Origin of the sequence: Methylobacterium terricola (assembly GCF_006151805.1) — a bacterium.
Classification (GTDB): Bacteria; Pseudomonadota; Alphaproteobacteria; order Rhizobiales; family Beijerinckiaceae; genus Methylobacterium; species Methylobacterium terricola.
Map to the genome: position 1 here is coordinate 263,244 of NZ_VDDA01000004.1, position 25,941 is coordinate 289,184.

34 protein-coding genes are annotated in these 25,941 nt (G+C 72.1%); 20 read left to right on the top strand and 14 right to left on the bottom strand.

Annotated elements, in window-relative coordinates:
* Window positions 1–10: 10 nt before the first annotated feature.
* Window positions 11–220: a hypothetical protein gene (locus FF100_RS11660; protein ID WP_139035883.1), complete on the bottom strand. Its 210-nt coding sequence runs from the start codon at window positions 218–220 to the stop codon at window positions 11–13.
* Window positions 221–516: 296 nt separating this feature from the next.
* On the opposite strand from FF100_RS11660, the gene argB reads away from it, so the two are divergent.
* The 5 genes from argB to FF100_RS11680 all read left to right on the top strand — a co-directional run bounded on the left by argB (window position 517) and on the right by FF100_RS11680 (window position 3,493).
* Complete coding sequence (argB, locus tag FF100_RS11665) at window positions 517–1,440, top strand: acetylglutamate kinase (protein WP_139035884.1); 924 nt, start codon at window positions 517–519, stop codon at window positions 1,438–1,440.
* Window positions 1,441–1,569: 129 nt separating this feature from the next.
* A complete protein-coding gene (locus FF100_RS11670) occupies window positions 1,570–2,301 on the top strand; it encodes a pyrimidine 5'-nucleotidase (RefSeq protein WP_139035885.1) in 732 nt (243 codons plus the stop codon).
* Entirely contained in the window at window positions 2,298–2,435 is a 138-nt protein-coding gene (locus tag FF100_RS37005) for a hypothetical protein (RefSeq protein ID WP_171070128.1), read from the top strand. Before FF100_RS11670 ends, FF100_RS37005 begins: the two co-directional genes overlap by 4 nt.
* Before the next feature lie 5 nt (window positions 2,436–2,440).
* A complete protein-coding gene (locus FF100_RS11675) occupies window positions 2,441–2,872 on the top strand; it encodes a metallopeptidase family protein (RefSeq protein WP_139035886.1) in 432 nt (143 codons plus the stop codon).
* 288 nt (window positions 2,873–3,160) lie between these two features.
* A complete protein-coding gene (locus FF100_RS11680) occupies window positions 3,161–3,493 on the top strand; it encodes a hypothetical protein (RefSeq protein ID WP_139035887.1) in 333 nt (110 codons plus the stop codon).
* Here FF100_RS11680 and FF100_RS11685 read toward each other — a convergent pair.
* The 3 genes from FF100_RS11685 to FF100_RS11695 all read right to left on the bottom strand — a co-directional run bounded on the left by FF100_RS11685 (window position 3,417) and on the right by FF100_RS11695 (window position 6,062).
* Window positions 3,417–4,646 (bottom strand): peptide ABC transporter permease, encoded by a 1,230-nt coding sequence (locus FF100_RS11685; RefSeq protein ID WP_139035888.1) that lies wholly within the window; start codon window positions 4,644–4,646, stop codon window positions 3,417–3,419. The genes FF100_RS11680 and FF100_RS11685 overlap by 77 nt on opposite strands.
* A gap of 133 nt (window positions 4,647–4,779) precedes the next feature.
* Window positions 4,780–5,046 (bottom strand): hypothetical protein, encoded by a 267-nt coding sequence (locus FF100_RS11690; protein ID WP_139035889.1) that lies wholly within the window; start codon window positions 5,044–5,046, stop codon window positions 4,780–4,782.
* A 2-nt stretch (window positions 5,047–5,048) separates the two neighbouring features.
* Entirely contained in the window at window positions 5,049–6,062 is a 1,014-nt protein-coding gene (locus FF100_RS11695) for a WD40 repeat domain-containing protein (protein ID WP_139035890.1), read from the bottom strand.
* A 250-nt stretch (window positions 6,063–6,312) separates the two neighbouring features.
* Here FF100_RS11695 and FF100_RS11700 point away from each other — a divergent pair, with 250 nt between their 5' ends.
* From FF100_RS11700 to FF100_RS37010, 9 genes are all read left to right on the top strand, one after another.
* Window positions 6,313–6,717 (top strand): response regulator, encoded by a 405-nt coding sequence (locus FF100_RS11700; protein WP_139036176.1) that lies wholly within the window; start codon window positions 6,313–6,315, stop codon window positions 6,715–6,717.
* 54 nt (window positions 6,718–6,771) lie between these two features.
* Entirely contained in the window at window positions 6,772–7,227 is a 456-nt protein-coding gene (locus FF100_RS11705; protein ID WP_246102028.1) for a photosystem reaction center subunit H, read from the top strand.
* A 293-nt stretch (window positions 7,228–7,520) separates the two neighbouring features.
* Window positions 7,521–8,087, top strand: a complete 567-nt coding sequence (locus FF100_RS11710; protein ID WP_246102029.1) for a Tat pathway signal protein — start codon at window positions 7,521–7,523, stop codon at window positions 8,085–8,087.
* Window positions 8,088–8,126: 39 nt separating this feature from the next.
* The gene (locus FF100_RS11715) at window positions 8,127–8,819 is read left to right on the top strand and encodes a MotA/TolQ/ExbB proton channel family protein (RefSeq protein ID WP_139035891.1); all 693 of its coding nucleotides are present in this window, start codon (window positions 8,127–8,129) and stop codon (window positions 8,817–8,819) included.
* A gap of 80 nt (window positions 8,820–8,899) precedes the next feature.
* The gene (tolR, locus tag FF100_RS11720; protein WP_139035892.1) at window positions 8,900–9,388 is read left to right on the top strand and encodes a protein TolR; all 489 of its coding nucleotides are present in this window, start codon (window positions 8,900–8,902) and stop codon (window positions 9,386–9,388) included.
* A gap of 16 nt (window positions 9,389–9,404) precedes the next feature.
* The gene (locus FF100_RS11725) at window positions 9,405–10,382 is read left to right on the top strand and encodes a TonB family protein (RefSeq protein ID WP_246102030.1); all 978 of its coding nucleotides are present in this window, start codon (window positions 9,405–9,407) and stop codon (window positions 10,380–10,382) included.
* 197 nt (window positions 10,383–10,579) lie between these two features.
* Window positions 10,580–11,092, top strand: a complete 513-nt coding sequence (locus FF100_RS11730) for a metallophosphoesterase family protein (protein WP_139035894.1) — start codon at window positions 10,580–10,582, stop codon at window positions 11,090–11,092.
* 177 nt (window positions 11,093–11,269) lie between these two features.
* Entirely contained in the window at window positions 11,270–11,590 is a 321-nt protein-coding gene (locus FF100_RS11735; RefSeq protein WP_139035895.1) for a hypothetical protein, read from the top strand.
* 94 nt (window positions 11,591–11,684) lie between these two features.
* Window positions 11,685–11,843, top strand: coding sequence for a hypothetical protein (locus FF100_RS37010; protein ID WP_171070129.1), 159 nt, complete (start codon window positions 11,685–11,687; stop codon window positions 11,841–11,843).
* A 26-nt stretch (window positions 11,844–11,869) separates the two neighbouring features.
* On the opposite strand, the gene FF100_RS11740 is transcribed toward FF100_RS37010, so the two are convergent.
* Entirely contained in the window at window positions 11,870–12,136 is a 267-nt protein-coding gene (locus FF100_RS11740) for a hypothetical protein (protein ID WP_139035896.1), read from the bottom strand.
* 164 nt (window positions 12,137–12,300) lie between these two features.
* On the opposite strand from FF100_RS11740, the gene flaF reads away from it, so the two are divergent.
* On the top strand, window positions 12,301–12,666 hold the full coding sequence (gene flaF / locus FF100_RS11745; RefSeq protein ID WP_139035897.1) for a flagellar biosynthesis regulator FlaF: 366 nt from the start codon (window positions 12,301–12,303) through the stop codon (window positions 12,664–12,666).
* Between the two features lie 77 nt (window positions 12,667–12,743).
* On the opposite strand, the gene FF100_RS11750 is transcribed toward flaF, so the two are convergent.
* The 3 genes from FF100_RS11750 to FF100_RS11760 form a co-directional block, all read right to left on the bottom strand.
* Window positions 12,744–13,061: a hypothetical protein gene (locus FF100_RS11750; RefSeq protein WP_139035898.1), complete on the bottom strand. Its 318-nt coding sequence runs from the start codon at window positions 13,059–13,061 to the stop codon at window positions 12,744–12,746.
* 285 nt (window positions 13,062–13,346) lie between these two features.
* A complete protein-coding gene (locus FF100_RS11755) occupies window positions 13,347–13,721 on the bottom strand; it encodes a Rap1a/Tai family immunity protein (RefSeq protein WP_246102031.1) in 375 nt (124 codons plus the stop codon).
* A gap of 214 nt (window positions 13,722–13,935) precedes the next feature.
* Complete coding sequence (locus FF100_RS11760; protein ID WP_139035899.1) at window positions 13,936–14,622, bottom strand: hypothetical protein; 687 nt, start codon at window positions 14,620–14,622, stop codon at window positions 13,936–13,938.
* Between the two features lie 328 nt (window positions 14,623–14,950).
* Between FF100_RS11760 and FF100_RS11765 the strand changes: the two genes are divergently transcribed.
* Window positions 14,951–15,766 (top strand): trypsin-like serine peptidase, encoded by an 816-nt coding sequence (locus FF100_RS11765; protein ID WP_139035900.1) that lies wholly within the window; start codon window positions 14,951–14,953, stop codon window positions 15,764–15,766.
* Here FF100_RS11765 and rsmD read toward each other — a convergent pair.
* A complete protein-coding gene (gene rsmD / locus FF100_RS11770; RefSeq protein WP_139035901.1) occupies window positions 15,756–16,313 on the bottom strand; it encodes a 16S rRNA (guanine(966)-N(2))-methyltransferase RsmD in 558 nt (185 codons plus the stop codon). The genes FF100_RS11765 and rsmD overlap by 11 nt on opposite strands.
* Window positions 16,314–16,322: 9 nt before the next feature.
* Complete coding sequence (locus FF100_RS11775) at window positions 16,323–18,320, bottom strand: pseudouridine synthase (protein ID WP_139035902.1); 1,998 nt, start codon at window positions 18,318–18,320, stop codon at window positions 16,323–16,325.
* A gap of 86 nt (window positions 18,321–18,406) precedes the next feature.
* Here FF100_RS11775 and FF100_RS11780 point away from each other — a divergent pair, with 86 nt between their 5' ends.
* From FF100_RS11780 to FF100_RS11795, 4 genes are all read left to right on the top strand, one after another.
* On the top strand, window positions 18,407–18,853 hold the full coding sequence (locus tag FF100_RS11780; RefSeq protein ID WP_205824842.1) for a nucleoside deaminase: 447 nt from the start codon (window positions 18,407–18,409) through the stop codon (window positions 18,851–18,853).
* Window positions 18,854–18,943: 90 nt separating this feature from the next.
* Window positions 18,944–20,275 carry an Nramp family divalent metal transporter gene (locus FF100_RS11785; protein WP_139035904.1) on the top strand — a complete coding sequence of 444 codons (1,332 nt, stop codon included), beginning with the start codon at window positions 18,944–18,946 and terminating at the stop codon, window positions 20,273–20,275.
* 151 nt (window positions 20,276–20,426) lie between these two features.
* Window positions 20,427–21,278 (top strand): transglutaminase-like domain-containing protein, encoded by an 852-nt coding sequence (locus FF100_RS11790; RefSeq protein WP_139035905.1) that lies wholly within the window; start codon window positions 20,427–20,429, stop codon window positions 21,276–21,278.
* Between the two features lie 158 nt (window positions 21,279–21,436).
* A complete protein-coding gene (locus tag FF100_RS11795) occupies window positions 21,437–23,092 on the top strand; it encodes a DEAD/DEAH box helicase (protein WP_139035906.1) in 1,656 nt (551 codons plus the stop codon).
* A gap of 4 nt (window positions 23,093–23,096) precedes the next feature.
* Here FF100_RS11795 and FF100_RS11800 read toward each other — a convergent pair whose 3' ends face one another.
* The 4 genes from FF100_RS11800 to FF100_RS11815 form a co-directional block, all read right to left on the bottom strand.
* Entirely contained in the window at window positions 23,097–23,432 is a 336-nt protein-coding gene (locus FF100_RS11800) for an Hpt domain-containing protein (protein WP_246102032.1), read from the bottom strand.
* Window positions 23,433–23,581: 149 nt separating this feature from the next.
* Entirely contained in the window at window positions 23,582–23,950 is a 369-nt protein-coding gene (locus FF100_RS11805; protein ID WP_246102033.1) for a hypothetical protein, read from the bottom strand.
* A gap of 404 nt (window positions 23,951–24,354) precedes the next feature.
* A complete protein-coding gene (locus FF100_RS11810; protein ID WP_139035909.1) occupies window positions 24,355–25,392 on the bottom strand; it encodes a sensor histidine kinase in 1,038 nt (345 codons plus the stop codon).
* Window positions 25,389–25,802, bottom strand: a complete 414-nt coding sequence (locus tag FF100_RS11815) for a response regulator (RefSeq protein WP_139036180.1) — start codon at window positions 25,800–25,802, stop codon at window positions 25,389–25,391. Before FF100_RS11815 ends, FF100_RS11810 begins: the two co-directional genes overlap by 4 nt.
* Window positions 25,803–25,941 lie beyond the last annotated feature (139 nt).

Sequence of the window (25,941 nt, forward strand, 5' to 3'; positions counted from 1 at the left end):
GGCGCCCGGCTCACCCCTTCGACGGCAGCCAGTCCGGCTCCGGCTCCTGGCGCGGCAGCACCGCCGCGACCTCGTCGAGGTCGACGGTGTAGCTGTCGGTGAGCAGGCGCCACAGGTCCTGGCGGCTGGCGGCGCGGTGGCTGAGCGAGCTGACCGTTGCGGCGAGGAGCGAGGGATTGGTGAGGGCGGGGCGCGGCAGGAGCGAATCGGCGGGGCGCATCGGTCGGAACCCTGATAGATCGCCCGCAGCATTCTCCCGACATGGTTAACGTTACGTAAACGCGGTCGTCATCGAACCGTCGCGACGCGGCGCCAGAACCCCCGCCGGAGCCCGGCGGTTTCGCTTGAGGGCGCGACCGTCGCGCCCGGCCTCGTCGTGCGGTCCGCCCCGCGAGATTTCGATGTGCGAGATTTCGGTGTGACAGGCCGCGCGATGATGCGTAGAACCCCGCGCCGACCCCGGCTGCGCGCCGCCCTCGTGCCGCGGCCTGACCCTGCGAGAGGACACCCGCCGCGATGAGCGATTCCGGAGCGGACACAGCGCCCGAAGTTCAGCTGCCCAACGTTCACGTGCGGGCCGAGGTCCTGGTTCAGGCGCTGCCGCACATGCAGCGCTACGACGAGGAGGTCGTGGTCATCAAGTATGGCGGCCACGCCATGGGGGACCGCGCTGCGGCGGAGGACTTCGCCGAGGACATCGTGCTCCTCGAGCAGTCGGGCCTCAAGCCCGTGGTGGTCCATGGCGGCGGGCCGCAGATCGGCCGCATGCTCGACCGGCTCGGCATCAAGTCCGAGTTCCGCGAGGGCCTGCGCGTGACCGACGAGGCCACCGTCGAGGTGGTCGAGATGGTGCTCGCCGGCTCGATCAACAAGCAGATCGTCGGCTGGATCTCGGCCGAGGGCGGCAAGGCGATCGGCCTGTGCGGCAAGGACGGCAACATGGTGCGGGCGCGCCGCGCCGCCCGCACGGTGGTCGATCCCGATTCCCACATCGAGCGCCACATCGATCTCGGCCTCGTCGGCGAGCCCGAGCATGTCGACCGCACGGTGCTCGACGCGGTGCTGAAGGCCGAGCTGATCCCGGTCCTCGCCCCGGTGGCGGTCGGTGCCGACAACCAGACCTACAACGTCAACGCCGACACCTTCGCGGGCGCGATCGCCGGGGCGATGCGGGCCAAGCGCCTGCTGCTCCTTACCGACGTGCCGGGCGTGCTCGACAAGAACAAGAAGCTGATCCCGGAACTGTCGATCGAGGATTGCCGCCGGCTGATCGCCGACGGCACCATCACGGCCGGCATGATCCCCAAGATCGAGACCTGCATCTACGCCCTCGAGCAGGGCGTCGAGGCGGTGGTCATCCTGGACGGCAAGGTGCCGCACGCGGTGCTGCTCGAGCTGTTCACCGATTACGGCGCCGGCACCCTGATCCGCCGCTCCTAGGCGCGACCGCCCCGGGCGGCCGGATGGGCCGCCCGGACAGTGAGACCTTGCTTCCGTCTTCCCTTCCGGCCCGCCTCGCTTATCTTGGGCGTCCGGGGCCGTGGGGCCCCCGTCGCCGGATCGTCCCCCTTGCTCCTGCCAGGCGAGAGCCACCTCACCGCGCCTGAGGCCCGTGGCTTCTCCGGGATCGACACCTGGGTGTTCGACCTCGACAACACGCTCTATCCCCACGACGCCCGCGTCTGGCCGCAGGTCGACGAGCGCATCACCCTCTACGTGATGAACCTGTTCGGGCTCGACGGGATCTCGGCCCGGGCGCTGCAGAAATACTTCTATCACCGCTACGGGACGACCCTCCGTGCGCTGATGGCCGAGTGGAAGATCGACCCCTACGACTTCCTCGACTTCGCCCACGACATCGACCATTCGAGCATCGCGCTCAATCCGGGCCTCGGTGTCGCGATCGAGGGCCTGCCCGGCCGCAAGCTGATCCTCACCAACGGCTCGCGCCGGCACGCCGAGAACGTGGCGAGGAAGCTCGGCATCCTCGACCATTTCGAGGACGTGTTCGACATCGCGGCGGCCGATTTCGTGCCGAAGCCCGAGCGCAGCGCCTACGAGAAGTTCCTCGATCGGCACGGCGTCGACCCGACCCGCTCGGCCCTGTTCGAGGACATCGCCAAGAACCTCGTCGTCCCGCACGACCTCGGCATGGCGACGGTGCTGGTGGTGCCCCGCACCATCGATCCGTTCCGCGAGAGCTTCGAGCAGGAGGCGGTGCGGGCACCGCATATCGACCACATCACCAACGACCTCGCGGGCTTCCTGACCGACCGCGTCGCCCCGGCGGTGGCGGCGTGAGCCCGCCGGAGCGGCGAGATCCGGTCGAGGACGATCCCGTCGAGATCTGGGGCCGGCGCATCGGCCGCGGGCTCGGCGTCGTCGCGCTCGGTATCCTCGCCTGGTTGCTCGGCCGACAATTGCAGTTCTGGTGACACCGATGACCGAGCCGTCCGAGATCGACTGGACCGCCCGCCGGGCCCCCGACCTCGCCGCCGTCGAGGCCCTGGCGGAGGCGGCCTTCGCGCGCCTGCCGGAGGAATTCCGCGCCCTGTGCGAGGGCGTGGTGATCCGCGTCGAGGAGTTTCCCGACGACGAGACCCTGGAGGAGATGGGCTGCGAGAGCGAGTTCGATCTTCTCGGCCTGTTCCGCGGCACCGGGATGGCGCAGGGCGGCGGCGCCCTGAACCTCGCCACCGGGCAGTTCCCCAACATGGTCTGGCTCTATCGCCGGCCCCTCCTCGACTATTGGGCCGAGCACGACGAGACCCTGGGCCACCTCGTCGCCCATGTCCTGGTGCATGAGATCGGCCACCATTTCGGGCTGTCCGACGACGACATGGCGGGGATCGAGGCGGCCGCCGAGGCGTGAGGCCGGCACCGGAAAGCGGCCGGGATCCTGCAAAGGCCTCGTCCTCACCGCCGGCGCGCCGCGTCGGGTGGCGACGGCATGGTCGTGACGACCTGCGGCGAATGCCGTGCAGGCCGACCTACGGTGCCGAGCGAGGTCGTCGATGCCACGCCGGTCACCGGTGCGGGACCGAACCCGGCGATGCTCGTATGCCCGATGGCAGTATAACCGTGAGGCGATTGCGGTCGCGTGGGCACGATCTTATCGACGGCTCCTGATCGTCAGCCCCCCTGTCGCCGTGAACTGGACATGTCCGCAGCCATTACCCTTGAGCCCGTTCGCATCGGAATCGGCAACGCCGACAGCGAGGGCCGCCTGGCCTATCGCGGCGGGCGCCTCGTCGGCGTCCTGACCCTGCTCGACGCGGATTCGTACGACGAGCTGGGGCTCGGCCGGCACTGGTTCCTGGAGGCAGGGTTCGGCCCGGTGGCCGGCGAGCCGCGCCCGCCGACCTTCCCGACTCTCGACGCGGCCCGCGCCTGGCTCGACGACCGGACGGCCCGGGTCAGGCCGCACTGCGCGGCGGCAGGGCACTCGCCTTCGGCCGGCTGGTGCGGAACTGGCCCCGCTCCGCGGCGATGAAGATCAGCACGACGATCGTCACGCTGGTGAACCACCAGCTCGCCGTGGTGCCGATGCCGAGGCAGGCGGAGGCGAAGGCGGTGGCGGCGGTGGCCATCGCGCCTGGCGTCAGCACCGGGTGCTCGCGACCGGAATGGCGGATGCCGCTCCACAGCACGAAGGCCGCCGTGACGGCGCCGACGATGCCGAGCTCGTACCAGATCTCGAACAGCAACGAGGCCGGGGCGTTGATCGGCACCATGCCGACCACCTTGCCGCGCAACGCCGTCTCGAGGCCGTGGCCGGTGATCAGGCGCAGGGGCTCGCCCGTCACCACCCGTTGCCAGGCCTTCAGGGACAGGATGGTCGGGTGAAGCGGCCCGAGAATCGGTGTCAGCAGCGGCCGGAGGATGAAGGGCAGCAGCGGCGCCAGGGCGACCAGGCCCGCCGCGACCCCGGCCGTGACCCTTACGCCGAGCCCCGGGCGCCAGGCCGAGAGCGCGAAGGCGGCGGCCCCGACGGCGAGCGCCATCAGCGGCACCGGCCCGGGCGCCAGCACCAGCGCCAGCGCCACCACCACGGCGAGGCCGAGCGCCTCCATATCGCGCCGGCGAGAACGCAGCCAGGCGGCGGCGGGCCAGAGCAGCAGGGCGAGCAGCATCGCGCCGCGCTCCAGGGCGCTGTCGTCCTCGAAGCCGCCGCGCAGGGAGGCCCCGCTGAACAATCCGAGCAGAACCGCCCCGACCGCCGCCGCCCCGACGCCGAGCGGCAGCAGGTAGAGGTTGGCCGAGCGCATCCGGTCGGGCAGCGCGAGGTAGCCCGCCACCGTCAGCCCGACCGTGGCGGCGAGGTTGAGCAGGCGCTCGCTCGCCGGGCCGGGAAACGGGGTCCAGACCAGCGACAGGGCGCACCAGCCGAGCAGCAGCGCGCCGGCCAGGACCGCCCGGGCGCCGCCCAGCCGCGACAGGCCCGCCCCGAGGGGACGCTGCGCCCCGTCGAGGAGGGCGGCGATGATCAGCAGCACGATGCCGATCGGCGCCAGGATCACCACGCTGCGCCGCGACACCAGGGCGCTCACCGGGATCACCACCGTCAGGCCGAAGAAGGCGAGGCGGCGCAAGAGCGCCGCCGCGTCGACGGCGGGATCGGGAGTGTGCGACGTCGCGCGCGGCATGGCGGCTGTTCCGGCTGACGGCACCGAAACGGGGCCGTTCTCCCCTCCTAGTCGAGAGGATGGCCAATGCGCTGTAGATGGGGTGCAACACTGAGGCGAAGCGCTGGGCGGAAACAAGCGGCAGCGCCGCCGGTCAGCACGCCAGGGCCGCCCCCACATCCTCCTCCGTCACCTCTTCGAGAGGCTTTCCCACCTTGCAGGCGCGCGAGCGTGCGCCCGGGGCCATGACCAGGATCACCGTCTCGGTGCCCGGGCAGGCCGGGTCGGCGCAGACGATCTCGTTGACCGTCAGGCTCACCTCGGGGCCGAAACCGCCGAGGCGGCGGGCGATCTCCGCCACCCGGGCCCGCGCCGCGGCGTCGGGGCCGGGGCGCCGGCGGAAGGCGCCGAGGAGGCCCACCGTCAGCGCGGCAGGCTGAGGAGGCCGGCCTGGCCGTCGGCGCAGCCGAAGGCCAGGTGCTCGCCGCCGGAATGCCAGCTCATCGCCGTCACCGCGCTGCCCCGCACCGCCGGCCGCACCAGGAGCTCCGAGGCATCGGTGAAGCGGATCAGCAGCACGCAGCCATCCTCGTAGCCCGCCGCCAGGACCGGCGACTTGGGGTGGAACGCCACCCGCGACACCCGGGCCGGGCGCACGCCGCATTCCCGCGGCGCCTTGCCGGTCGGGCCTTCCTTGGAATCGAACGGCCACACGATCACCGCCTCGGCGCCGCTCGTCGCCAGCCAGTTCCCGTCCGAGGACCAGGCGTAGGAGCGCACCTTGGCCGGGTAGCCGGTCATCCGCATGTGGCCGCGATCGGGCTGGAGGCGCCAGCCATGCAGGGCGTTCTCCTGCATCGTGGTGATGACGAAGCGCCCGTCGGTCGACCAGGTCACGTCGATGTGCGAGCCCTTCCAGGTCAGGGGCTCGGGGGCTGCGTCGAGGTTCGGGTACCACAGGGTGGCGCCGCCGTAATGCGACACCGCCAGCCGGTAGCCCTTGGGCGCGAAGGCGAGGCCGCGGGCGGTCGAGGGCGCCTCGAAGGTCTTCTCGCGGCCCTTGGCGTCGCGGGCGACGACGCGCTTGCCCGCCGCATACGCGACGCCGCCGTCGGGATGCAGCGCCAGCGCGTCGATCCAGGCGCCACCCGTCGCGGTCGCGATCTCCTCGAGGCCGCCATCGGCCTTCACGGCGACGACCCGCCCGTCGTCGCCGCCGGTGACGACGCGCTTGCCGTCCCCCGCCGCCACCAGGATCCCGGCCTCCGGATGGGCCTCGACCTGCGTGGTCTCGCCCCCTTCCGCGACGAGCAGCACCCTGCCGTCGCCGAGGGCGAGCGCGAGGGTCCGGCCGAGCCACTGCGCCGCGATGACGTGGGCGCCGGCCTCGATCGCGGTGACCTGCTGGGTGAGGGAGGGGGCGGCGGTGGCGCTCATCGCTCTTCCTGTGAACCTCGGATGCGAGGGCGGGCCTCTCACACGGGGGCCGAACGCGCAAGGGCACCACGATGGCGCGGCGCGGGTTCCGGCGCGGATTAACGCTCGTTTCGCAGGGTTAAGGCTTCGCTCACCACACCGAGTCAATTTGACCGACCGGTCCCGAACACGGCCCAGGTTCGGTGGTTCTTCCTCCGAACCGTCGCCGGACAGCCCGGCGGCCCCCCCTCCTCCTGGAGCGAGTTGCGTGATGATCCAGTCTGCCTACGCGGCGATGGTGCCGCCCGCCGCCCTCCCCTGCGAGACGGTGCTGGTGGTCGAGGACGAGGCTATGGTGTGCGAGATCGCCGCCGAGGCCCTGGCGGAGGAGGGATACCGGGTGCTCACCGCGGCCGACGCGGTCGAGGCCGGCCGCATCCTGCAGGCCGAGCGGGTCGACATGCTGTTCACCGACATCGACCTCGCCCGCAACACCAACGGCGTGGCGCTCGCCCGCGACGCGCGGCGCCACCGCCCGCGCCTGCCGGTGGTCTACACCTCGGGTGGCCGCCACACCCTGCGCGAGGGCGAGGCCGTCGCCGACTCGGTCTTCGTCCCCAAGCCCTATCGCCCGAGCCAGATCGTGGCCCTGGCCAACCGCATCCTCGGGCACTGAGCCCGGCCCTTCCCCAGACCCGCCCGTCATCCCCCACTAGGAGCCCCGACCCCGATGCGACCGCCCTTCGTCCTGACCGGCCTCCTCGCCGTCCTTCTCGCCGGCCACGCCCTCACGGCCGGAGCCAAGGACGTGCCGGCCCCCGCGTCCCCCGCGGCACCGACGGCGCAGGCCGCCGCGCCGCTGCCGAGCCCGACCTGCGACGTGGTCGGCCTGAAGCTCGAGGACGTGATCGCGAAATCCAGCGAGTTGCGGAAGCCGGCCAACGAGCAGGCGGTGCGCGACATGCGCACCCTGCGCGACGCGGCCGTGGTCCTCGATGCCTACAAGCACCCGCAGGTCTGCGCCCAGGTTCTGACCGTCCTGCGCGGCCTCGCTGCCGATCCCGAGCGGGCGATCGACCAGGGTGGCGATACCGACGAGGAGAAGGCCGAGGCCATCGAGCAGGCCCGCAAGCCGAAAGCGCCGGAGACGAAGTCGCCCGGGGCGACGCCCGAGCCGAAGAAATAGATGAGGACGGGCTGGACGGGGGGATTGCCGAATGTTCCCGGCCCCTTCCTCCGGCGTTGGGGTAACAGATTGGAATTCCTCTGAGTTTCACGGGTGGTCTTGATCCTGCCCGGTCCTCTCGCTAGTTCGTCCCTGCCGGCAGCCCGTGATCCCCGTCTTCGGGATCTTCGGGCCGTCGCCGTTGTCTGATGAACAAGAGCGGGAGCCGGGACGGCGTCGCGCCGACGCCCAGGAGGGGCGGACGGCCCGTGCCCTGACGGCCGCGCTCGGCCGTCCCAGAGGAGTCGCCCACCGTGCTCACGCAAGGGTTTCCCAGGTCCCGAGGTCGCATCTCCCGCGCCCTCATCGTTCGCAGCGCGGCGTCCGGCCTCGCGCTGTCGCTGGCCCTGGTCTCCGCCGTCGCGGCCGAGGCGGAAACCTCCGACGGCAAGACGACGGACGGCAAGGCGCCCGAGGCGACCGTGACCCGCGCCGCCGTGACGCAAGGAACCGGCGCGCCGCTGCGGGTGGAGCTCAACAAGCTCGAGACCGCCGGCGAGATCTGCAAGGCGATCCTGATCGTCGAGAACGGCAAGGGCGGCGCGATCAAGTCGCTGCGCCTCGATCTCAACGCCTTCGATCCGGACGGGATCGTGCAGAAGCGCAGCATGGTCGAGCTCGGGCCGGTGCCGGCCCGCAAGACGGCGCTCCGCCAGTTCGAGATCTCCCCCACGCCGTGCGCCCAGGTCGGGCGGGTGCTGCTCAACGACGTGGCGGCCTGCGAGGGCCAGGACGCGGCAGGCCACAGCCTGTCGCGCGACATCTGCCTGGAGCGCATCGAACCCTCCTCCGCCAAGGGCGCCGCGCCGTTCGTGCGCTGACCTCTCCTTCCCCCCTCCCTGTCTCCGGAGACCGCCGAGATGGATCCGACCACCGCGCCCGCCGCGGCCGCAGGCCACGACTTCTCCTTCCTCGGCCTCTTCCTGCAGGCCGACCCGATCGTGAAGGGGGTGATGATCCTCCTGGTCCTGGCCTCGCTGGTCTCCTGGACGATCATCATCGAGAAGCTGGTGCGCATCGCCGGCGCCCGGCGCCAGGCCAAGTCCTTCGCCAAGCTCGTCGCCAGCGGCGGCATGCCGGAGGCGCGGACCGGGATGTCCGCCCGGGTGGTGGCCGCGGCGCAGGAAGCCTGGCGCGACCAGGATTCGAGCGAGACCCGGGCCGAGCGTCGCGAGCGCATCGAGCGCGCCATGCGGGCGGCGCTGACCCTCGACATCAAGCGGCTCCAGATCGGCCTGCCGTTCCTGGCCAGCGCCGGCTCGGCGGCGCCGTTCATCGGCCTGTTCGGCACGGTCTGGGGCATCATGAACTCGTTCTCGTCGATCGCGAAGAGCCAGGACACCAGCCTCGCGGTGGTGGCGCCCGGCATCGCCGAGGCGCTGTTCGCCACCGCGATCGGCCTCGTGGTCGCGATCCCGGCGGTGCTCGCCTACAACAAGTTCTCGAGCGACCTCGGCAAGGTGCAGTCGGCCTTCGTCGCCGGCATCCAGATCCTCGGCAACCGGCTCGCCCGCGACCGCGGCCACCACGCCCGCAGCGCCGCCGCCGAGTGACGGCTACCGGGTAATCGCCTTCCAGTTCAACGCTCAAGACAGCCCCTGCCTCTTCGGGCAGGCGGCCGGAGGCCCGTCAGATGGGTATGGGACCGGTGCAGGCCGGCGCCGGCGACGAGGATGGCTTCGACGCCGCGCCGATGTCCGAGATCAACGTCACCCCGATGGTCGACGTGATGCTGGTGCTGCTGATCATCTTCATGGTCGCCGCACCCCTGATGACCGTTGGCGTGCCGGTGCAGCTGCCGAAGACCGCGGCGGCCAAGAGCGCCGAATCGAAGAAGCCCGTGGTGATCTCGGTCGACAAGGACGGCCAGGCGTTCCTCGCCAAGGAGCCGCTGCCGGCCGACACGGCCCTGGCGCGCCTGAAGGCCGCCGCCGCCGAGGATCCGGGCCAGACCGTGCTGGTGCGCGGCGACAAGGACGTGCCCTACGGCAAGGTCATGGAGGTGATGGGCCTCGTCGGCCAGGCCGGCTTCGCCAAGGTCTCGCTGATCGCCAACGCGCCGTCCGGGGGAGCCGCCCCCGCAGCGGCCGCCCCGGCTCCCGCTCCCGCGGCGCCGCGCTAACCCGATGAGCCAGACCGTGACGACCGACGCACCGGAGCCGCGCGAGCCGGGGGCGGGCCTCGGCCTCGCCTTCCTGGTGGCGCTGGCGATCCATGCCGGCGGCCTCTTCGCCCTGACCTACTGGCGGTCCACCCCGACCCCGCCCGGCGAGAACGAGATCACCATCGATCTCGCCCCCGACCTGGCGGCGGTCGACGTGCCGACCCAGGCGCAGGACGTCGAGACCGTTCAGACCCCCACCGACGTGGTCGAGCCGAAGACGACGCCGACGACCGAGCCGCCGGCCGATACCGTCCCGGTCGAGACGCCGCCCGACACCAAGGTCGAGGAGGCGCCGCAGGAGACCCGGGTCGAGCAGGCCATGCCCGAGACCGTGCCGATGGAGAAGCCGCCCGAGGCGGTGACCGAGGCGGTGCAGGAGCCCGAGGAGCAGGTCGTCACCTCGACCAACACCGAGGCGCCCGCCGCCGTGGTGGCCAGGCCCGTGCAGGAGCAAAAGCCCGTCCCGGTGCCGAAGCCGGTCGCCAAGGCAAAGCCGGTGGAGAAGCCGAAGCCGGTCGAGAAGCCCAGGCCCGTCGAGGCGAAGAAGCCGCCGCCGAAGCCGGTGCGCGACGAGAGGCGCGAGGCGCAGAGGGCGGAGGAGCGTCGGGTCGAGGCCGCGCGCCAGCGCCGCGCCGCGGCCGCCGCCTCGCAGATGAACCAGGGCGGCGCTTCCGCCGCCGCCAGCGCCAATGCCGCCCGCGCCTGGGGCGCCATGGTGCGCGGGGTGATCCAGAGCCGGGCGCGCAGCGCCGCCGGGGCGAGCGGCACCGCAACGGTCCGCTTCACGGTGTCCCGGTCCGGCCGGGTCCTGGGCGCCTCGCTCGCCAGCAGCAGCGGCAACGGCAGCCTGGACGCCGCGGCCGTGGCCGCCGCGTCCGGCAGCCTGCCGCCGGCGCCGTCGGAGTTCACCGGCGCGCAGCAGAGCTTCACCCTGCCGGTGCGGTTCAACTGACGGAGGGGGCGAGCGCCTCGGCAGGGCCGTGATGCCGAGGCGGCGCCGACGGTGAGCCCGCTCCCGGCGGCGTCGCCCGTGCCGGCCGCGCGACGGCCGGCAGAGGGCCCCGGCGTAGACATGTGTCCTGGTCTCGCCCGCCGATTCGGGAACCGCGCCGGGCCCCGCGATTTCCGGAGGGCTGATCCGGGACGCCCATGACCACCTACTTCACCAGCGACACCCATTTCGGCGATCCGCGGGTGCTGCGGATCGACCGCCGGCCCTTCCCCGACCTGGCGACCCATGACGCGGCCCTCGTCGAGGCCTGGAACGCCGTCGTGGAGCCCGACGACACGGTCTGGCACCTCGGCGATTTCGCCCTCGGGCCGCCGCCGGAGCGGGTCCGGGCGCTGCTCAAGGACTTGCGCGGCCACAAGCACCTGATCGTCGGCAACAACGACGGACCGGCGACCCTGTCCGCGCCGGACTGGGAGAGCGTCGCGCATTACGCCGAGATCGATGTCGAGGGGCAGCACCTCGTGCTGTGCCACTACGCGTTCCGGACCTGGAACCGGATGGGGCGCGGCGTGCTCAACCTGCACGGCCATTCCCACGGCAAGCTGAAGCCGGCGACGCGGCAATACGATGTCGGCGTCGATGCCTGGGAGTTCCGCCCCGTGACCCTCGAGACGATCCGCTCCACGCGGCGCCGCCGTGCCGGGACCTGAAACCGGTCGGGCTGCATCCTGGGAGGCGTGGGCTGCCGGCCATCTGAGCAGTTTTGCGCGGAACCCTCCGGGCGCCCCCGACGTTCCTCGGACACAATAAGCAAGCTCGGCTTTGAGCCTCATCCATAGGGCAAATCGCCACAGCTTCGGACCCAGAACGTGTTCAAGAGTTCAGCGATGACCACACCGCGTCGTCTTCCGCTCGGCTGGCCCGCCGCCGCCGCATTCCTGCTCCTCGCCGGTCCCGCCCTGGCGCAGCCCGCCTGCATCGGGGCCCAGCGCAAGATCGACGAGGCGGGCGCCCTGCGCTTCCAGGCCCGCCAGGATGCACGCATCGGCGACCGCGACCGGGTCTGCGACAACCTCGGCGATGCCGAGGACCGCTACGAGGACGCCCGCGACCGCCTCGACGATTGCGGCCTGGGGGTCGCCTCGGTCGACCTCAAGACTGCCTTGCGCTCGGTGCGTCAGGAGAAGCGGTTCTTCCGCTGCGATTGAGGGCGTGCCGTAGCGCACACCGTTTCATCCTCGCTTAACCCATCACTCTCACCGGGCGGTGCCGTGAGTCGGCGCGCCAAACGGATGCTTTGCCATGACCACCGCCAACCTCACCAACGCGGCCCCGATCTCGTCCGAGTCCCGCCTCGCCGCGCCGGCCGCCGGTGCCCACTCCTTCACCGCGGCGCTCTGCGGCTTCCTCGGCTCCACGGCGGCGACGACGGTGGTGATGCTGCTCCTCAGCAGCGTCTGAGCCCGAGCCCCGGGGTTACCCGCGCCCTACGGCGCCACCGACCAGAACCGGCGCCGGGCGAACAGCATGTCCGGCTGGCCGACCTGCGGGCTTCCGGCCTGCGCCGAGACCTGACAATGGGTCTGGACCGCCGGGGGCGGGCAGACCGGATCCGGCCTCCGCGTCTGGATCGTCACCGGCGCGGGCCGCACCAGGCCCATTCTCACCTGCACGTCCGGATTGCGCAGGGCCGTGACCGTCGCGACGGCAGCCATCAATGCGCCCGCGACGGCGCCGAGGAGGAAGTTGAGCATAGCGGCCGGTCCTTGCGCCGACATCGGAGCGGTTTGAGGGCGGGGGCCCCGGCCCGGAAGCGAATCCGGTGCCGCAAGGTCGGGATTCTTTCACAACTCGAGCTTAACAAATCGATGGCAGACCTGCCTCGGGGCCGCTTCAGCGGCCCGCGGAGAGGCAGACGATGAGCTACGCGGCGAACGCCTACGCGAGAACGGCCCAGGCGGCGCTGACGCCCCGCGAGGCGGAGGCGGCGGTGCTGATCAAGGCGGCGAGCCGCCTTCAGACGATCCAGGACAATTGGGACGCGCAGCAGACGACGCTGAACGACGCGCTCGGCTTCAACCGCAAGGTCTGGACGCTGCTGGCCTCCGCGGCGACCGAGCCCCAGGCGCCGCTGCCCGAGGAGCTGAAGACCTCGATGGCCCGTCTCGGCGCCTTCGTCTTCAGCCGTACCCTCGACGCGATGGTCGCCCCGAGCGCCGACAAGCTGACCGCCCTGATCCGCATCAACCGCGAGCTGGCGAGCGGTCTTCGCGGCAATCCCTGACGTCCGATCTCCCGGGCCGACGAAAAAGCCCCCGTCCCGGCGGGACGAGGGCTTCTCCGGCGATGACCGGACGGAGGTTACTTCTGCTGGCTGCGCAGCGCGCTGTCGTCGCCCGACTCGGTGGTCATCGGTGCCTCGAGGCCGCTGGTGTTCTGCTCGGCCCGATCAGGCAGCGTCTGGTCGAAGTTGCGCCGGTTGGCGGCGTGGTCGTGGTACTGCTCGGTCTGAACGAACTTGCTGTCGAGGCCGCGTTCCGCGCTGTGCTGAGCCTTGTCGCGGTTGCTCAGCACCATGTTCTCTTCGAGGATGCCCTCGGGCAGCTCGGTCATCGCGCCGGTGCCGGAGCCCTTGCCCTGCGCCCCGGGACCCATGTTGTGCCTGTCGGCCTTGGCCATGCTCATCCTCCGATCGAAGGGGTGCGAATCGAGCCGTGGTGCCAATCACGGTGTCTCGTTCCGCTTGCCCGATAAGAGTATGATGCGAGCCCGCTCGTGCAAGCGGAGCCGCGAGAAATACTGCCGGGAACCTTTTGCTCGGGAGAGCAATGGCGGCGTCGAGATCGACAGGTCCACTACGCTGCAGGGCAGCGTCCGAACTGGTGCCAGGTCCCGGAATGGTGTTCATTCGTGAGCGGCCCATTCGTGAGCGGCCCATTCGTGAGCGGCCATGGGCAAGACCCGTCACGGCTTCCGGCACGGAAAGGCGTCGCGCAGGGCCAGCAGGGCGAGCACGCCGGCATTCTCGCGCAGGGCGTTGGGATGGGCGCCCCCATAGGCGACGACCGCCCGGACGAGCTGCAGCCGGTTGCCGTCGGCGGGCAGGCAGGCACCGAGAATCGGCGGCTGGTTCGCCGCATCGGCGACGCCGGCGAGATCCTGCACCGCGGCCATGAAGGCCCAGCAGCCGACCGTCTCGGGATCCTGGCGGAACTCGACCTGGTCGCCGCGCACCTTGGCGCCGCGCAGCAGGCTCTTGCATTGCGACACCAGCACCGTGCCCTCCGCGGCCTGTGCCGGCGCAGGGCCCATCGACGCGACGGCGATCAGGGCCGACACGAGGATGAGGGCTGGGGACCGGGTCGTTCGCCTCCCCGGGCGCACGCCGCAGGACGACGCGGATTTCCGAGACCGGCTGGGGATCGACATGGAGAGAACTCGACGCGGCAGGCCGCCTGCCTGCGGCCCGCCCCATCCTAACAAGCGCGGCCGCGCCCCGCCGCGTCTCCGGTTCGGTCAGTCACACCTTCGTTGCCGCAGGCGGGGCACACCGTCAGCGCGCCGGGTACACCACCCGGGCCAGGGTCGCCTCGACGCGGGGCGTCGACACCACGGCCGGGGTCGCCTTCTGGTACTGCGCCATCATCCGGCGAGCGGCATCGGCCGGCAAGGCGCCGATCGGCGCCGTCATGGCGAGCAGTTCCTTGCGGGTCTTGCTCGCAACGACACCCGGACGGTTCACGTCCTGGAAATCGGTCATCTTGTGCTTCTCGCTGCCGCTCTCGCCATGGAAGACCCGCGGCCCCTCCGGCATGATCACGATGTCGCCGGGACGCAGGGTCGGGTCGCGCAGGAGGGCGGTACGGGCATCGAGGGACTTGAGCGGCGACACCGTCACGGCGAGCGGCTTCGGCTCGTTCTTCTCGGGCTTCACGTCGGCCTTCGGCAGCGCGACGTAGCGGGTCCGGCCGCGCATCGCCTTGGCCTGGACCGCGAGGCGGTTGCGCCGGCTCACGCGCGAGCGCGCGGGGGCGTCGTAGGGTTGGACGGCGTAGGGCTGCGCCACCGGCGCGGGGGCGTAGGTCGCCTGCGGCGGGGCGAAGATCTGTCGGAGAAAGTCGAGGCCGTCGCCGTCCGCGGCCCGCGCCCCGGCGCCCGAGACGATCAGCAGGCAGCCCGAGGTCACGGTCAGGGCGATGGCGCGCAGCCGCGCAGCAGGCAGGGTCTGGTGCAGCGGCATGGAGCCCCTCCAGTGAAGTGCGACGATGACGGATGGGAAATCTGTACTGGTACTCGGCCGATTAACCTCGACGGGAGCCTGCCAGTTCCGGGCATCGCGCCAAAGATGAACAATTTATGAGAGGTCCGGCCCCGGCCCCGCCGATCGGATGAGCCATGACGCGTCACAGGTGGGGGCGCCCGCCCTCACCCGTCTTGCCCCTCGTCCCAATCCCTCGGCTGGGCCGCCGCTTGAACCCCGGATCCTGCCCGGTACAGTGCGGCAGGGATCCACGGGTCACGGGCCGACGATGATGCCGCAGTGGAGGCGCCAGGTGATCCGGCCACTGATGACCCTCCCCGTGGCGGTTCCCCTGGCCCTCGCCGCGCTCGCCGCGCCGGTGCCGGCCCGGGCCCAGGCGGCGCCGCACGGCCCCCTGCCGGACCGGCGCGTGCCGATGGAGCCGACGGCGTGGCCGTTCACGGCGATCGGACGGGTCAACGTGGTGCAGGGGCCGGCCCATCGCAGCCACTGCACCGGCACCCTGGTCGGGCCGCGCCAGGTTCTGACCGCCGCCCATTGCCTGTTCGACGCCCGCCTCGACGCCTGGGTCAAGCCGCACCAGATCCACTTCGTCGCCGGCCAGGCCCGGGACGTGAATACCGGCATTGCCGAGGTGGAGGCGTTCCGCCTCGCCCCCGGCATCGATCTGCGGCTCGCCACTCGGCCGAACCGGAGTGGCATCGCCCCCGAGATGATCGGGCGGGATTGGGCGATCCTGACCCTGCGCCAGCCGATGGCGCTGAAACCCGTGCCGTGGCTCGTGCTGCCGAAGGCCGAGCTGCCGGGGAGCCGTCCGGGCGCGGTGGTGGCGCTCGCCGGCTACGCTGCCGACCGGCCCTTCCTTCCGGTGATCCACCGCGGCTGCGCCGCCCGCATCGATGCGCCGGCCGAGGGCCTGCTCAGCGATGCCTGCGACTCGATGTCGGGAGAATCCGGCGCCCCGGTGCTGCTGCTGGATGCCGATGGCAGCACCGCGCTGGTCGGGATCCACACCGCGGTCACGCGATCGCCCGGGGCCGGCAACGCCGGCCGCTCGGCGACCGGGATCGGCGTCGCCGCCGGAAGCTTCGCGGCGGCGCTCGACGAGACGGTCAGGCAGTGAAGCGCCAGAACGCCACCTGCGTGTCGCCGTAGGTGCGCCGATCGAGTTCGGTGAAGCCGTCCGGGGGCGTGAGGGCGGCGGAGGCCGTCTCCTCCACCACCGCGAGGGCATCACGCGTCAGCCACCCGCCCTCCGCGGCCGCCTGCAGCGCCTTCGGCGCCAGGTCGCGGCCATAGGGCGGATCGCAGAAGACGAGGCCGAACGGCTCGCCCGGCGGTGCCGCGCCCAGCCGGGTGGCATCCCGGCGAAACAGCCGGGTCACCCCGCCGAGCCCCAGCGTGTCGAGGTTGGTCCGGATCACGCCGCGCGCCTCCGCGCCCTCGTCGACGAGGAGCGCGAAGGCGGCGCCACGGGACAGGGACTCGCAGGCGAGCGCCCCGGTCCCGGCGAACAGGTCGAGGACGCGGGCGCCTTCGACCGGGTCGTCGTAGCCGTGCGCGAGGACGTTGAACATCGCCTCGCGCAGCCGGTCCGAGGTCGGCCGGATCGCGTCGCTGCGCGGCCCGGCCAGAGCGCGGCCGCGCAAGGATCCTCCGACGATCCGCATCGGTCAGGCTCAGCCGCGCGGCGGCCGGCCGCCGCCGGGACGCCCGCCCGGCCGCCCGCCGGGCTTGCCCCCGCCGCCGGCCCCGCCGGAGCGGAACCCGCCGCCGGGCTTGCCGAAGGACTTGCCCCCCGGCTTGCCCCCGAACGAGCGGCCCTCGCCACCGCGGCCGCCGCCACCGGGACGGCCCTCGCCCTTGCCGGCAAAGCCCTTGCCGGCGAAGGACCCGCCGCCGGGCTTGCCGAAGGACTTGCCCCCTGGCTTGCCCCCGAACGACTTGTCGCCGAACGCCCTGCCGCCGCCCGGCTTGGCCCCGAACGAGCGGCCCTCGCCGCCCCGGCTGCGGCCCTCGCCGCCGAAGCCGCGGCCTTCGCCCTGCCCACCGAACGAACGGCCTTCGCCGCCTCGGCCGCCTGGGCCGCGGCCCTCGCCGCCGAAGCTGCGGCCTTCGCCCTGCCCGCCGAAGGAGCGGCCTTCGCCGCGCTTGTCGAAGGAGCGGCCTTCCCCGCCGCCAGTCCCGAAGGACCGGCCACCGCCGGAGCGGCCCTCGAACGAGCGGCCACCACCGCCGTCCGGACGTCCGCCGGACCGGCCGAAGCCGCGCCCGCGGCCACCGTCATCGCCGAGGCCGGCCTTGGCGCCGCTGAAACTGCCGCCGCGCGGGCCGCGCTGCGGGGCGTCGCCGTCGCGGTCACGCCGCATCGGGCGGTCGTCGCCGCGCGGCGCGCGGTCCGGGGCGCCTTCGCCACCGCGGAACTTGGTCCGGCGGTGCGGCGCCGCCTCGTCCTGCGGCTGAGCCACCAGGCGCTCGACCAGCACCCGGCGGTCGCCGCTGGCGATGGCGCCGACGCGCTTGCGCGGCGCGTCCGCCATGGCGGCACGGATCTCCTGCGGGCTGTCGCCCCGGCGATGCACCCGGCCGCGGTTCGGAAGGTCGCCCGCCGCCTCGGCCTCGGGGTCGCGCCAGACCGTGCGCGGCGGGGCGTGGCGGGCCCCCGGCCCGCCCGGCGGCTTGCCGAATTGCGGCCGGGCGGGGTCGCGCCCGCGGGGGGGGCCGTCCTGCGCCGCGAGGCGGGCGGCGGCCTTCGGCGAGCCGAACGGCGCGATCGGCTCGCGGACCGGGCTGGTGAAGTCGACGCCGGCCTGCTCGGCGAGGCTGTTGCCGAGCTGGTCCTTGAGCACCCGGGTGCGGATCTCCTCGACGAGCCCGACCTCGAGGTCGCCGAGCTGGAACGGTCCGAAGGAGAGCCGGATCAGCCGGTTCACCGACAGGCCGAGATGCTCGAGGATGCGCTTGACCTCGCGGTTCTTGCCCTCGCGCAGGCCGAGCGTCAGCCAGACGTTGTCGCCCTGCGCCCGGTCGATCGTCGCCTCGATCGGGCCGTATTCCATCCCGTCGATGGTCACGCCCTTGCGCAGCCCGTCGAGCATCGCCTGATCGACGTCGCCGAAGGCGCGCACGCGGTAGCGGCGCAGCCACCCGGTCTCGGGATGGGCGATGACCTTGGCGAGGCCCCCGTCGTTGGTGAGGAGCAGCAGGCCCTCGGTGTTGATGTCGAGCCGGCCGACCGCCACCACCCGGGGCAGGTCCTCAGGCAGCACGTCGAACACCGTCTGGCGCCCCTCCGGGTCGCGGGCGGTGGTGACGACGCCCCGCGGCTTGTGGAACAGCCACAGGCGGGTGCGCTCGCGGGTCGGCAGCGGCTCGCCGTCGATCGTGATGCGGTCGTCGGGGGTCACGTTCACCGCCGGCGAATCGAGCCGCTGGCCGTTCAGGGTCACCCGGCCCTCGGCGATCATCGCCTCGGCGTCGCGCCGCGAGGCGATGCCCGCCCGGGCGATCGCCTTGGCGATGCGCTCCGGCTCCGGCTCGGCCGCCGGCTTCGCCGCCGCCCTGGGGGTGCTCGCACGCTTGGTCGAAGCCTGCCCCTCCGGGGAGCCCGCGGATGTCTCGTCCCGTCCGTGACGCCGCTGCGGCGCCCCGGTCTCGTCGTCGTTGATGTCGTTCATGCGCGCCTGATACCAGACGGGGTTTGGCGAAGCGAGTGGAACCGATGCGCGATTTTGCAAGGGGTCGCATGCCCGCGAGCGGGGCGATGCGCCCGGATCCGCTCGGCCTTGCCTTCGACGCCGCCCGGGAGGCGGCGGCGCGAGGCGAGGTGCCGGTCGGTGCCGTCGTGGTCCGGGACGGCGTCGTCCTCAGCGTGGCCGGCAACCGTCCCCGGGCCGATCGCGACCCGACGGCGCATGCCGAGATCCTGGCGATCCGCGCCGCCTGCGCCCTCCTCGACGACGAGCGCCTGACCGGCTGCGACCTCTACGTGACTCTCGAGCCCTGTGCGATGTGCGCCGGCGCGATCAGCGTCGCGCGGATCCGCCGGCTCTACTTCGCCGCCGACGACCCGAAGGGCGGCGCTGTGGAGCATGGGCCGCGCGTCTTCAACCAGCCGACCTGCCACCACGTCCCGGAGGTGTATGGCGGCCTGCGCGAGAGCGAGGCCGCCGCGCTGCTGCGCGACTTTTTTCGCGGGCGGCGCACCTGACCGACGGCAAAATTCAGCCTTCTCAAATCAATATAGCAGTGGCTATATAGTCGAAGCCCGGCTCGGCCGGGAACGACGGAGCACGGGCTGATGCGGGATGGATGGGCGTGGCGCGCTGGCGACGGGGCGGAGCCGAGCCTCGGGGCGATGAACGCGAGCGTGCCGGTGGTCGCGACCGGTTCGTGGCTGCGGCGCCTCCTGGCCTTCCTCGGCCCCGGCTACATGGTCTCGGTCGGCTACATGGACCCGGGCAACTGGGCCACCGACATCGCTGGCGGGTCGCAGTTCGGCTACACGCTGCTCGCCGTCATCCTGCTCTCGAACCTGATGGCGGTGGTGCTCCAGGCGCTCGCCGCGCGGCTCGGCATCGCTACCGGCCGCGACCTCGCCCAGGCCTGCCGCGACGCCTATCCGCGCCCGGTCGGGATCGCCCTCTGGCTCGCCTGCGAGGCGGCGATCATCGCCTGCGACCTCGCCGAGGTGATCGGCACCGCCATCGCCCTGAAGCTGCTGTTCGGCCTGCCGCTCCTCGTCGGCGCCGTGCTGACCGGGCTCGACGTGCTGCTGATCCTGCTCCTGATGCGCCGCGGCTTCCGGACGCTCGAAGCCTTCGTGATCGCGCTCCTCACCATCATCTTCGTCTGTTTCGCGCTCCAGATCGCCATGGCGGCGCCGCCGATCCGCGACGTGCTCGGCGGCTTCGTCCCCTCGGCGGAGATCGTCACCAACCCGGCGGCGCTCTACCTCGCCATCGGCATCATCGGCGCCACGGTGATGCCCCACAATCTCTACCTGCATTCCTCGATCGTGCAGACCCGCGCCTATCCGCGCGACGAGGCCGGCAGGAGGAGCGCGCTGCGCTTCGCGGTGGCGGATTCGACCATCGCCCTGACCCTGGCGCTCTTCGTCAACGCCGCGATCCTGATCATGGCGGCCAAGGTCTTCCACGGCGCCGGCCAGACCGGCGTGCAGGAGATCGAGGAGGCCCACGCCTTGCTCTCACCGCTGCTCGGCATCGGCCTCGCCTCGACCCTGTTCGCGCTGGCGCTCCTGGCGTCGGGCCTCAACTCCACGGTCACCGCGACGCTCGCCGGCCAGATCGTGATGGAGGGCTTCCTGCGGCTGCGCCTGCCGGACTGGGCGCGCCGCCTCGTCACCCGCGGCATCGCCATCGTTCCGGTGGTGATCGTCACCGGGCTCTATGGCGATGCCGGAACCGCCCGGCTCCTGGTGCTGAGCCAGGTCGTGCTGTCGATGCAACTGCCCTTCGCGGTGATCCCGCTCGTCAGCTTCGTGTCCGACAGGCGCAAGATGGGCGTCTTCGTCATCCCGGCCTGGCTCAAGATGCTGTCCTGGAGCATCGTCGCGGTGATCGTGGTCTTGAACCTGAAGCTTCTCGTCGACACCGTCACCGGCGGCTGACGCCGATGTCAGGGCGTGGACGCAGAGGCAGGTTCGTGGCCACTGCACAACATTTGGGCGCCGATCGCGCGCCGGACTGCCCGAGAACTCGGAACATCGGCGCGTCTTGAGGCTTAAGGCACCACGTTTTTTAAATTGCGTGGACGCCACGATGAAGATCCGCACCGGCTACTCGATCGCCTTCGACACGCCCGGCCCGACCCCGATGGTCCTGATGCTGAACGTGCATCCGTCGCGGGCGCACGACCTGATCACGCCCGACACCATGACCATCGACCCGCCGGTGCCCGCGCACCAGTTCGTCGATTCCTTCGGCAACCTCTGCACCCGCGTCACCGCGCCGGGCGGGCGGATCACGTTCTCGGCCGATTTCCTGGTCCAGGACAGCGGCGAGGTCGACGACTACGCGCCCGACGCGATCCAGCATCCCGTCCAGGATCTGCCGGACGACGTGCTGCCCTTCCTCCTCGCCAGCCGCTACTGCGACACCGACAAGCTGTCGAACACCGCCTGGCAGCTGTTCGGCCACACGCCCGAGGGCTGGGCCCGGGTGCAGGCCATCGTCGACTACGTCCACAACCACATCCGCTTCGACTACCAGCGCGCCGATTCCACCCGCTCGGCCCTCGACGGCTTCAACCAGCGCGAGGGCGTATGCCGCGACTTCGCGCATCTCGCCGTCACCTTCTGCCGCTGCATGAACATCCCGGCGCGGTACTGCACCGGCTATCTCGGCGATATCGGCGTGCCGGCGGTGCCGGACCCGATGGATTTCTCGGCCTGGTTCGAGGTCTATCTCGGCGGGCGCTGGTACACGTTCGACGCCCGCCACAACAAGCCGCGGATCGGCCGCATCGTCATGGCGCGCGGCCGCGACGCCACCGACGTGGCGATCTCGACGAGCTTCGGCCCGGCTTGGCTCGCCAAGTTCGAAGTCCACACCGACGAGGTGGTGGGCGAGGAGCCGCGGCAGCAGGCGGAGTGGCTGCAGGCTGCGGAGTAAGCGGGCCCAGGATCCCCTCTCCCGCACGGGAGAGGGGATCCTGCACGATACTTGCCGGACCTCGTCGCCTGATTCGCCTCCGTGAGGCGTGAGCGGCTCCCTCGCCTCACCCGCTGTCAAGCCTGGATGCCCGCGCATTCTCCGGCTATGGCGGCGCGATGCTGCTTCGTCCCTACCAGCGCGCGAGCCTCGACGCGCTTCAGGCCGATTGGGCGCGCGGCGGCCGCAGCGGCCTGATCGTGCTGCCGACCGGGGCCGGCAAGAGCCTCGTCATCGCCACCCTGGTGCGCGAGACGATGGCCCGGAACCCCGACGCCCGGATCGCCGTCGTCACCCATACCCGCGAGCTGATCGCCCAGAACCATGCCGAGCTCCTGGGCCTGTGGCCGGAGGCCCCGGCCGGCATCGTCTCGGCCGGGCTCGGGCGGCGGGAGGAGACGAAGCCGATCCTGTTCTGCGGCATCCAGTCGGTCTGGAACCGGGTCGAGGCGACGGGGGGCTTCGACCTCGTGGTGGTCGACGAGGCCCACCTGATCCCCCGCGACGCCGAGACCCGCTACGGCCGGTTCCTCGACGCGGTGCGGGCGCGCTCCGCCGATATGCGCCTCGTCGGGCTCACCGCCACACCCTACCGCCTCGACAGCGGCCGCCTCGACGAGGGCCAGGGCCGGGTCTTCGAGGCCATCGTGTACGAGGCGCAGGTCGGCGACCTGATTCGCGAGGGCTATCTCTCGCTCCTCGTCTCGAAGGCCACCGCGACGATCCTCGACGTCAGCGGCGTCCCGCTGCGGGCCGGCGACTACGTGCCGGGCGCCCTCGAGGCGGCGGTGAACCGCGACGTCATCACCAAGGCGGCGGTGGCCGAGATGGTGGCCTATGGCGCCGGGCGCCGGGCCTGGCTCGCCTTCTGCGCCGGGGTGAAGCACGCCGACGCCGTCCGCGACGCGATCCGGGCGGAGGGCTTCTCCTGCGAGTCGATCTCGGGCGAGACGGGCAAGCGCGAGCGCGACCGCATCGTGCGCGACTTCCGGGCCGGACGGCTGCGCTGCCTCACCTCGGTCGGCGTGCTGGCGACCGGCTTCAACGTGCCGGAGGTCGACCTGATCGCGCTGCTCCGTCCGACCCAGAGCACCGGGCTCTACGTGCAGCAGGTCGGAAGGGGCCTGCGCCGGGCGAAGGGCAAGACCGACGCCCTGGTCCTGGACTATGCCAGCCTCGTGCGCCGGCACGGGCCGATCGACGTGCTCTCGGCCAATGCCGTGGCGCGGGCGCGTCTCCTCGGCGAGACAGGCGGCCCGCGGGCGAAGCCCTGCCCCGGCTGCGGCGCGCTGATCGCGCTCAATGCCAGCACCTGCGAGGCCTGCTGGGTCGAGCCCGAGGACGACGAGGCGCCGGAGATGCCGCACGAGGCGGTGGCCGACGACGAGACCGCGGTCCTCTCCGCCGGCACCGTGGCGGTCGTCCGCGAGGCGCATGCGCGCTGGTGGCCGGTGGCCGGCTGGCGCTTCGCCCGCGAGGGACGGGGGCGCGGCCCCGACGTGCTGGCGGTGGCGCTGGAGGGCGACGAGGACGCCATGACCGTGCGTCTCGACCTCGAGGCCTCGGGCTTCGCCCGCGAGAAGGCCGTGCAGTGGTGGCGGCGCCTCGGCGGCGCGATGCCCGCTCCCCTCGACATCGAAGAGGCTTTGGCGCGCTGCGACGAGCTGGCCCGGCCGGAGGCGGTCCGGATCGTGCCGACCGGGCGCCTCTCGGAAAGCGTCGATTACCGTCTCGCCGGCGGCACCACCTGGACCGATACGCGGCGGGTCGCCTGAGCGGTCACCCCGCCGCGATCAACCGGGAGACCTCGGCCTCCGCGAAGGCCTTCTCGTCCGACACCGCCGCGGCGAGTTCGCGGACCGCGTCGAGGTCGCCGGAGGTGCAGGCCGTCTCCAGGGCGGCGCAGAGCCGCGACAGCTGGGTGAAGCCGATCAGCCCCGACGAGGCGATGACGCCGTGCGCCGCGGCACCGAGGGCCGCCCTCTCGCCGGTCACCGACCAGCCCTGCAACTGCGCCCGGAAGCGCCCGAGCAGGACCGGCAGCGCCTCGTCGCCAACGGCCTGGCGCAGATCGGCGTAGATCGCGGCGTCGAGGGAGGGGGGCGTCGTCGCCATGGCGTCCGGCTCCAAGGGCGCCGTCAGGCGCATCGGCACGAGCTCGTCGGCTCGCGGAGCACGACCGTACAGGAGATGGCGCGACGATGATGCTCGGCCAAGCGGCCGATCCCCCTTGATCGGTGCCGATCCCCCCAGACCGGCCCCCGTCAGGCCGAGCGCGCCACCGCCGTGCCGATCTCCGCCGACCGGGCCGCCTCCGCCTCGCGGGCATAGGTCCGCGCCCGCAAGGCGGCCTCGGAGGGAAGCTGCTCGACGACCGATCCGTCCGGGCCGACGACCTGGAACACGATCTGCTGGCTGTCGAGGTCGCGCCGGTAATGCGTTTGATCCGCCGCCGCGGCGGCGTTCTGCCGCGGGGCCGGCGTTTCCTTCGCCGTCGGGCTCAGGTCGAGGGTCACCGCCGGGTCGAGGGGGGGACCGCCGCTCGCCGGAGGCGGGCGGCCGGTCGTGGTGCGCATCGCCGGCTCGACCGCGGCCGGCGGAAGCGCCGCGGCAAGGCTGCTGGTCCCGATCACTGCGACATCCTTTCGGGCGATCTGTTCGTGCCTAGATAACCCCTCCGAGTCCTACCCGGATGTTAACGCCGCAGCGGCGGGTGAAGGTTGTCTTAAGGCGGGGTTTCCGCGGATTCAGCAATTGCGCGGGATTGCGGGGATGGCGCGGGCGGCCTTCGTCGAAGAGCGTGGTCGCCGTGGCCGGTGATGGGACATGGTACCCAACGAGCGCGGCCTTCCAGCCTTTCCCTTCCGCGGGGCGGGAGGGGGGAGCCACGCTCACGGATATGACGGACCCGTTCTGAGAGGCGCGGCCTGGATCAGCGTCGCGCCGCCCCTCTCCCGGCCCCGCCTCGCGCAGGGGCCGCCGCCACCCGCGGCGGGGGGGTGGACAGTCAGGCTGGATGGGGGGTCCGCGCAGCGACCTACAGCGCGATGTCGAGGCTCGCTGCCGTGCCGCGCTCGGCCTGCGCGTAGTCGATCTGCGCCCGCAGGTTCGAGGCCATCGCCCGCACGATGCGCGAGCCGAGCCCGGTGCCGCGCGGGGTGCCGGCGCCCTGCCAGCCGACGCCGTCATCGGCCACGGTGAGGCGCAACGAGTCGCCGTCCCGCCGCGCGGTGATGCGGATCTCGCCGGTGACGCCCTCCGGATAGGCGTATTTGTAGGCGTTGGTGACGAGCTCGGTGACGATCACCCCGAGCGAGACCGCCTTGTCGGTCGCCACCTCGATCGGGACGGCGTCGAGCAGGATGCGGTGGCGCTGGCCGGTGGCGTTCATCGCCCCGTCGAGGTCTTCCACCAGGGTCGCCAGATAGGCATCGACCGCCACCACCCGCACGTCGTCGGAGGTGTAGAGGCGCCGGTGGATGCCGGCGATCGCGGTGATGCGGGTCTGGGTTTCCTCGAGGGCGGCGCGGGCGGAGGCGTCGGTGACCGTGTTGGCCTGCATCCGCACCAGGGCCGCCACCAGGGCGAGGCTGTTCGCCACCCGGTGGTTGACCTCGCGCAGGAGCAGCTCGGCCCGGTCGCGCGCCTCGCGCACCTCGGCCTCGGCCCGCTCCTTCTCGCGGCGGGTGCGGTCCTGGAGCACGGCGGTCGCCACCGCCTCGGCGAGCAGCTCGCGGAAGTGGCCCTGAAGGTCCTTCCAGACGTAGTCGACGGCGCCGGCCTTCAGCGCCGCCACGGCGACCCGGCTGTCCTCCGAGCCGGTGACGTAGATCACCGGCGGCGCATCCGGCAGCGCGCGGATGCGCGGCAGGATCTCGAGCCCGGTCTCGTTCGGCATGTGATGGTCGAGGGCGACGACGTCGAACCGCTCCGCGGCGATCAGAGCGAGGCCGGCCTCCCCGTCCGCCGCGTGCGCGACCTCGCAGCCCCTGCCCGCGAGGGTGCGGCCGACCAGCCGCGCCAGCCCCGGATCGTCGTCGATGTAGAGGACGCGGACCGGCTCGGTCACGGTCACGCGCTCTCCGGAACCTGCATCACCGAGAAGAACAGACCGAGCTGGCGGATCGCGTTGGCGAAGCCCTCGTAGTTCACCGGCTTGGTGATGTAGACGTTGCAGCCGAGGTCGTAGCAGCGCTGGATCTCGCGCTGGTCGTCGGTGGTGGTCAGGATGACCACGGGCGAGCGCCGCAGGTGCGGGTTCGACTTCACCTTCTGGAGGATATCGATGCCGGTCATGTCCGGCAGGTTGAGGTCGAGGAGGATCAGCAACGGCCGGCCGGCATTGATCTCGCCGCTGCCGTCCGGGCCGAACAGGGCTTCCAGCGCCGAGGTCCCGTCCCGGAACGATTCGATGACGTTGTTCACGCCGGCACGGCGGATGTTCCGCTCGATCAGCCGGGCGTGGCCCTCGTCATCCTCGATCATCACGATGTGTACGGCCGGCACCTGACGACTCCCCTGGCGTAGCCCCGACCGCGCCGGGACGCCGCTGACCTCTCACGACACCGCGCCGACCGCGGTCGCCTCCCGCGGGGCATACCCCCGCAAACGCTCTCTAGACCAC